Annotated in this window: 5 protein-coding genes; 4 read left to right on the top strand and 1 reads right to left on the bottom strand. The window is 65.7% G+C overall.

Annotated features, from left to right (window positions below):
• The 4 genes from DBR12_RS08620 to DBR12_RS08605 form a co-directional block, all read left to right on the top strand.
• Positions 1-1,697: DNA topoisomerase IV subunit B (locus DBR12_RS08620; protein WP_233244360.1), on the top strand; the 1,697-nt coding region annotated here is incomplete at its 5' end.
• 113 nt (positions 1,698-1,810) lie between these two features.
• Positions 1,811-2,593, top strand: a complete 783-nt coding sequence (locus tag DBR12_RS08615; RefSeq protein WP_369861421.1) for a lytic transglycosylase domain-containing protein — start codon at positions 1,811-1,813, stop codon at positions 2,591-2,593.
• 10 nt (positions 2,594-2,603) lie between these two features.
• Positions 2,604-4,961 carry a DNA topoisomerase IV subunit A gene (gene parC / locus DBR12_RS08610; protein WP_108616873.1) on the top strand — a complete coding sequence of 786 codons (2,358 nt, stop codon included), beginning with the start codon at positions 2,604-2,606 and terminating at the stop codon, positions 4,959-4,961.
• A 43-nt stretch (positions 4,962-5,004) separates the two neighbouring features.
• Positions 5,005-6,108: a DNA glycosylase AlkZ-like family protein gene (locus tag DBR12_RS08605; protein WP_108616872.1), complete on the top strand. Its 1,104-nt coding sequence runs from the start codon at positions 5,005-5,007 to the stop codon at positions 6,106-6,108.
• A gap of 383 nt (positions 6,109-6,491) precedes the next feature.
• Here the strand turns inward: DBR12_RS08605 and DBR12_RS08600 are convergent, their stop codons facing one another.
• A complete protein-coding gene (locus DBR12_RS08600; RefSeq protein ID WP_108616875.1) occupies positions 6,492-6,950 on the bottom strand; it encodes a RidA family protein in 459 nt (152 codons plus the stop codon).
• Positions 6,951-6,992: the final 42 nt, after the last annotated feature.

The following is a 6,992-nucleotide window of genomic DNA, read 5'->3' as shown; positions in this document are numbered from 1 at the left end:
AGCTGGTGTTCACCCGCCTGCATGCGGGCGGCAAGTTCGACAAGGGCAAGGGCGGGGCTTACAGCTTCTCGGGCGGTCTGCATGGTGTGGGCGTGAGTGTGACCAACGCCCTGGCCACCCGGCTCGAAGCCACCAGCTACCGCGAAGGCAAGGTGGCACGCCTGGTGTTCTCGGCGGGCGACGTGATCGAACCCCTGGTGGCCCGCCCGCTGGAGGCGGGTGAGCGAAAGCAGGGCACCTCGGTGCGCGTGTGGCCCGACGCCAAGTACTTTGAATCCAGCGCCTTGCCCATGGGTGAGCTGACCCACTTGCTGCGCAGCAAGGCCGTGCTGATGCCCGGCGTGACGGTGCAGCTGGTCAATGAGAAAACCCGCGACACACAAACCTGGCAGTACAAGGGCGGCCTGCGCGACTACCTGATGCAGACGCTGAACGGCGACCCGGTGATCCCGCTGTTTGAAGGCGAGGGTTTTGCCGACCGCAACAACGAAAGCTTTGCCGAAGGCGAAGGCGCCGCCTGGGCCGTGGCCTTCACCGAAGACGGCCAGCCGGTGCGCGAGAGCTATGTCAACCTGATCCCCACGAGCGCAGGCGGCACGCACGAGAGCGGCCTGCGCGACGGCCTGTTCAACGCGGTCAAGAGCTTCATCGAGCTGCACAGCCTGCTGCCCAAGGGCGTCAAGCTGCTCCCCGAAGACGTGTTTGCGCGTGCCAGCTATGTCCTCTCAGCCAAGGTGCTCGACCCGCAGTTCCAGGGCCAGATCAAGGAGCGCCTGAATTCACGCGATGCGGTGCGCCTGGTCAGCGGCTTTGTGCGCCCGGCGCTTGAGCTGTGGCTGAACCAGCATGTGGAATACGGCAAGAAGCTCGCCGAGCTGGCCATCAAGGCTGCGCAAACGCGCCAGAAGGCCGGCCAGAAGGTCGAAAAGCGCAAGGGCTCTGGCGTGGCCGTGCTGCCCGGCAAGCTCACCGACTGCGAAAGCAAAGACATCGCCCACAACGAAGTGTTCCTGGTCGAGGGCGACTCGGCCGGTGGCAGCGCCAAGATGGGCCGCGACAAGGAAAGCCAGGCCATCTTGCCGCTGCGCGGCAAGGTGCTCAATACGTGGGAGGTCGAGCGTGACCGCCTGTTTGCCAACAACGAAATCCACGACATCTCGGTGGCCATCGGGGTGGACCCGCATGGGCCCAACGACACGCCCGACCTGAGCGGCCTGCGCTACGGCAAGGTCTGCATCCTGAGTGACGCGGACGTGGACGGCTCGCACATCCAGGTGCTGCTGCTCACGCTGTTCTTCCGCCACTTTCCCAAGCTCATCGAGGCCGGGCACATCTATGTGGCGCGCCCGCCTTTGTTCCGTGTGGACGTGCCCGCGCGCGGCAAAAAGCCCGCCGCCAAGATGTATGCGCTGGACGACGGCGAGCTGGCCGCCATCCTGGACAAGGCCGAAAAAGACGGCGTACCGCGCGAGAAATGCCAGATCAGCCGCTTCAAGGGCTTGGGCGAGATGAATGCCGAGCAGCTGTGGGAAACCACGCTCAACCCCGACACCCGCCGCCTGCTGCCCGTGCAGCTGGGCGACATGGACTTTGCCGCCACCGAAGGCCTCATAACCAAGCTCATGGGCAAGGGCGAAGCCGCCGCGCGCCGCGAGCTGATGGAGCTGCATGGCGATGCGGTCGAGATCGACATCTAGGAAGGTGTGAACGAACCGACGCCCACCGCAGGGTGTCAGTGACGAAAAATATGAACAAAAACAGTGCTTTCCGCGCATCTGTATTGGGTTTGCTGCTATGTTTTGTGCAGCAAATGGCCCATGCGGACCTGTGGGCGCATGTGGATGAGCGCGGCGTGACGCACTTTGCGGCCGAGCAGGTCGATGCGCGCTACCAGCTGTTTTTTCGCGGCAACGACTTTGACTCCACCCGCGATGCGCCTGCCAATGCCTCGCCCATGCCCTACGCGCTGCCTGCAGCGGGCGCACGCCTGCTGGCGTATTTCGACATTGCGCCCGACTACAAGCGCGTCAAACACCACCTGCGCGCTGCGTCCAACCAACATGGCGTGGACTATGAGCTGCTGCAGGCCGTGATCGCCACCGAGTCCGGTTTTGACGCCACCGCCGTGTCGCCCAAGGGCGCCGTGGGCCTGATGCAGGTGATGCCCGCCACGGCCAGCCGCTTTGGCGTGAGTGCGGACAAGAAACGCACGGTGGAGCAAAAACTGGCTGACCCCGCCGTGAATGTGCCCACTGGCACGCGTTACCTGCGCCACCTGCTCGACCTGTTCCCCGGCCGCATGGACCTGGCCGTGGCCGCCTACAACGCGGGCGAAGGCGCCGTGCAAAAGGCAGGTAACCAGGTGCCAGCCTTCAAGGAAACCCAGAACTACGTGCGCACCGTGCTGGGCCTCTACGCCCAGCTCAAGCCGCCAGCCCCCGTGTTGACACAGCGCGCCCTGCCAGGCCGTGTGCGCATGGAGCTGACGGGCGGCGCGCAGAACCGGGGCAACCTGCCGCCCACCCAGGTGGCACAGACCCGCAGCGCGCCGCAGACGGCGTTTGAACCCTTACCGACGATTCCGAACGAATGAGCGCTAACGCATGAGCGACCAACCCACTCTTGATTTCACCACCGCAGGCGACGACGGGGGCGACTCCCTGGGCCTGGCGGGCTACGCCCAGCGCGCCTACCTGGAATATGCGCTGTCCGTCGTCAAGGGCCGTGCGCTGCCCGATGTGTGCGACGGCTTGAAGCCGGTGCAGCGGCGCATTCTGTATTCGATGGACCGCATGGGCCTGGGCTACAGCGGCCCCACGCGTAACACGGCCGCCAAGCCCGTCAAGAGCGCCCGCGTGGTGGGCGATGTGCTGGGCCGCTTCCACCCCCACGGTGACCAGTCGGCCTACGACGCGCTGGTGCGCATGGCGCAAGACTTTGCCCAGCGCTACCCGCTGATTGACGGCCAGGGCAACTTCGGCAGCCGCGACGGCGACGGCGCTGCGGCCATGCGCTACACCGAGGCCCGCCTGTCACGCATCACCAGCCTGCTGCTCGATGAAATCGACGAAGGCACGGTCGATTTCATGCCCAACTACGACGGCTCTACCTCCGAGCCGCGCCAGTTGCCCGCCCGCCTGCCGTTTGCGCTGCTCAACGGCGCCAGCGGCATTGCCGTGGGCCTGGCCACCGAGATCCCCAGCCACAACCTGCGCGAGATTGCCGATGCGTGTGTGGCGCTCATCAAGACGCCAACGCTGAGCCAGGACGAACTGCTGGCCATCGTGCCCGGCCCGGACTACCCCGGCGGCGGCCAGATCATCAGCAGCGCGGGCGACATTGCCGACGCCTACCGCACGGGGCGCGGCAGCCTCAAGGTGCGCGCGCGCTGGAAGATCGAAGACATGGCGCGCGGCCAGTGGCAGCTGGTGGTCAACGAACTGCCGCCCGGCGTCAGCACCCAGCGCGTGCTGGAAGAGATCGAAGAGATCACCAACCCCAAGGTCAAGGCCGGCAAGAAGGCGCTGACGCAGGAGCAGACGCAACTCAAAGCCAGCATGCTGGCCGTGCTGGACGTGGTGCGGGACGAATCGAGCAAAGACGCGCCCGTGCGTTTGGTGTTCGAGCCCAAAACCGGCAAGACCCCGCAGCAAGAGCTGATCACCGCGCTGCTGGCCCACACCAGCCTGGAAACCTCGGCCCCCATCAACCTCACCATGGTGGGGCTCGACGGCAAGCCCGTGCAGAAGTCGCTGCGCCAGATGCTGGAAGAGTGGATCGCCTTCCGCCAGACCACCATCACCCGCCGCAGCCAGCACCGGCTGAACAAGGTGCTGGACCGCATCCACATCCTCGAAGGGCGGCAGCTGGTGCTGCTCAATATCGACGAGGTGATCGCCATCATCCGTCAGGCCGAAGACCCCAAGGCCGCGCTGATTGCACGCTTCAACTTGAGCGACCGGCAGGCCGAAGACATCCTCGAAATCCGCTTGCGCCAGCTCGCACGGCTCGAAGCCATCAAGATCGAGCAAGAGCTGAAAGACCTGCGCGAAAGCCAGGGCAAGCTCGAAGACATCCTGAACAACCCCGGCTCGTTGCGCCGCACCATGGTCAAGGAGATCGAGGCGGACGCCAAGACCTTTGCCGACGCGCGCCGCACGCTGATCCAGGCCGAGAAGAAGGCCGTGGCCGAAGTGAAGGTGGTGGACGAGCCCGTCACGGTGGTCGTCTCGGAAAAAGGCTGGGTGCGTGCCCGTACCGGCCATGGGCATGAGGCCGCCAGCTTTGCCTTCAAGGCGGGCGACGGGCTGTACGGCACGTTCGAATGTCGCACGGTCGATACCCTGCTGGCCTTTGGCAGCAATGGCCGCGTGTACTCGGTGGCCGTGTCGCTGCTGCCGGGCGCACGGGGTGATGGCCAGCCGGTGACCACGCTGATTGAGCTGGAAGCAGGCACGCAGTTGCTGCACTACTTTGCAGGCCCTGCCAATGCCACGCTGCTGCTGTCCAACTCGGGGGGCTACGGCTTTTTGGCGGCGGTGGAGAACATGGTCTCGCGCCAAAAGGGCGGCAAGGCCTTCATTACCCTGGGCGAGGGCGAAACCGTGTGTGTGCCGTCGCATGCCGCAGGCACCACGGGCAGCAAACCGGTTGTGCCCGCCACGCATGTGGCCTGCGCCTCCACGGGCGGGCGCATCCTCACGTTCGAGATCACCGAGCTGAAAACCATGGCCAACGGCGGCCGGGGGCTGATGCTGATCGATTTGGAAGACAAGGACCAGCTTGCGGGCGCGGCGGCCTACACCCGCAGCATTCGCCTGGATGGCGTGGGCCGGGGCGGCAAGCAGCGGGACGAGACGCTGGAGATCCGCAGCCTGAACAACGCACGGGCCGCGCGCGGCCGCAAGGGCAAGGCGGCGGACCTGGGTTTCAAGCCCAATGCAGTGACGCGGGTGGAGTAAGAAGTGTTGACGAACTCCTGGTGGGCGCACAACGGTCGTGGCCATGGCGCGCTCACCCACGCTGGATGAGCTTCGCCGCTACGCCATTGCGCGCAGCCTGTTCAAGCCGCTGACGCTGCCCGGTGCGATTCGCAAGCTGGGTTTTGTGCAGGCCGACCCGATGCGGGCACCCGCGCGGGCACAGGACCTGGTTTTGCGCTTGCGGGTGCGCGACTATCGCGCGGGTGACCTGGAACGCCGTTACGAGCGGCTGGGCATTGAGGAAGACGCTTTCGTCAATTACGGCTTTGTGTTGCGCGAAATGCTGGCGCTGCTGCACCCGCGCACCCCGCGCCGACCCTGGGATACCGCCACCACCGAGCGTGCGTGCGAGGTGCTGGCGTTTGTGCAGGAGCGGGGTGTGGTGCACCCCCGCGAGGTCAGCGAGGCGTTTGCACACCATGGCCGCGTAGCGGGCTACTGGGGCGGTGAGCTCAACGCCAGCACCCGATTGCTGGATGCCATGCACCACCACGGCTGGCTGCGGGTGTGCCGCCGCGAGTCGGGCACCCGGGTGTATGCGCCGGTAGCGCACCCCGAGCAGGACGCCAGCCCTGCAGCGCGAAGGGCGCGCGCCGAAGCGCTGGTCGATCGAATCGTGGCCCTGTATGCCCCGTTGCCCGCGCCCAGTCTGGGCTACCTCGTCACCTTGCTGCGCTACGGTGCACCGCAGCTCGATGCCGAGGCGCGCGCAGTGGCCAAGGCCGCGCCGTCCCGCTATGGCCATGCGGTGGTTGATGGAACCACCTGGTTTTGGCCTGCGGCCGAAAACCCGGCATCGCGCCGCCACCAGCCGGATCAGGACGTGCGGCTACTGGCACCGTTCGACCCCGTGGTGTGGGACCGCCGCCGCTTCGAGATGCTGTGGGGCTGGGCCTACCGGTTCGAGGCCTACGTGCCCGCCGCCAGGCGCACCATGGGCCACTACGCGCTGCCTGTGCTGTGGGGCGAGGAGATGGTGGGCTGGGCCAACCTGCGCGTGGAGCGCGGGCAGCTCCGGCACGAGCTGGGTTTTGTGGCGGGCCATCCCCCACGCGACGCGGGGTTTCGGCGGGCGCTGGATGAAGAACTGGCACGTTTCAAAATTTTTTTGGGCTCGGGGGCCTGAGGCCATGCGCCCGGCCCGGCCTGGGCTCGGCGTGATCACAGCGTCAGCACCTGCCTGCGGCCTTGTGAAGAGTGCTGCATGCACCTGGGGCGTTTGCAGGTGGTGCGCCCTCGCCGACCATGGGTGCGTAAATGGCATCAGAGTTCGGCGACTGAAAGCATTGTCTTGCTATGAGTAACCTAGGGATGTCCTGCATAACTCCCTGCGGTCGGTGATAGCGCGGCCTCGGGCAGTCCGCTGCGTTGCTTTTCTTGCCAATAGCCGGGCTATTGGCTGCCAAAAGACGCCTTGCAGCCCCTCCCGATCCGCAGCGCACACTGACCGCTCGATTCGTGCAGAGCATCCCTGGGATGCCTGCCGTACTTGGAGCGTCGAAAGAGCGCTCAGCTGATTTCCGCAATCAGCTCGATTTCCACGCATGCGCCCATGGGCACCTGCGCCACGCCAAAGGCGCTGCGTGCGTGCACGCCCTTGTCGCCAAACACCTGGCCCAGCAACTCACTGGCGCCATTGGTCACCAGGTGCTGCTCGGTGAAATCGCCCGTTGAGTTGACCAGGCTCATGACCTTCACGATGCGTTGCACGCGGTTCAGGTCGCCGCCGGTTGCAGCGTGCAGGGTGCCCATGAGGTCAATGGCGACGGCGCGTGCGGCGGCCTTGCCTTCTTCGGTGCCGATGTCGCGGCCAAACTGCGCGGCCCAGGGCTTGCCGTCCTTGCGGGCGATGTGGCCACTGAGAAACACCAGATTGCCGGTCTGCACATAGGGCACATAGGCGGCTGCGGGCACCGACACGGGGGGCAGGGTGATGTTGAGTTCTTTCAGCTTGTCGTAAACGCTCATGGTCTTCCTCGGGTTGAAGTGCTTGGTGGTGGGGGTGAATGA

It is taken from the genome of Acidovorax sp. HMWF029 (assembly GCF_003060895.1).
GTDB lineage: Bacteria > Pseudomonadota > Gammaproteobacteria > Burkholderiales > Burkholderiaceae_C > Acidovorax.
Note: the sequence above shows the minus strand (reverse complement) of the source record. Positions and strands in the feature narration are given on the sequence as shown.

Coding starts and splice junctions, on each gene's coding strand:
- parC (WP_108616873.1), top strand. CDS start 2,604: ATGAGCGACCAACCCACTCTTGATTTCACCACCGCAGGCGACGACGGG.
- DBR12_RS08600 (WP_108616875.1), bottom strand. CDS start 6,950: ATGAGCGTTTACGACAAGCTGAAAGAACTCAACATCACCCTGCCCCCC.
- DBR12_RS08605 (WP_108616872.1), top strand. CDS start 5,005: ATGGCGCGCTCACCCACGCTGGATGAGCTTCGCCGCTACGCCATTGCG.
- DBR12_RS08615 (WP_369861421.1), top strand. CDS start 1,811: ATGGCCCATGCGGACCTGTGGGCGCATGTGGATGAGCGCGGCGTGACG.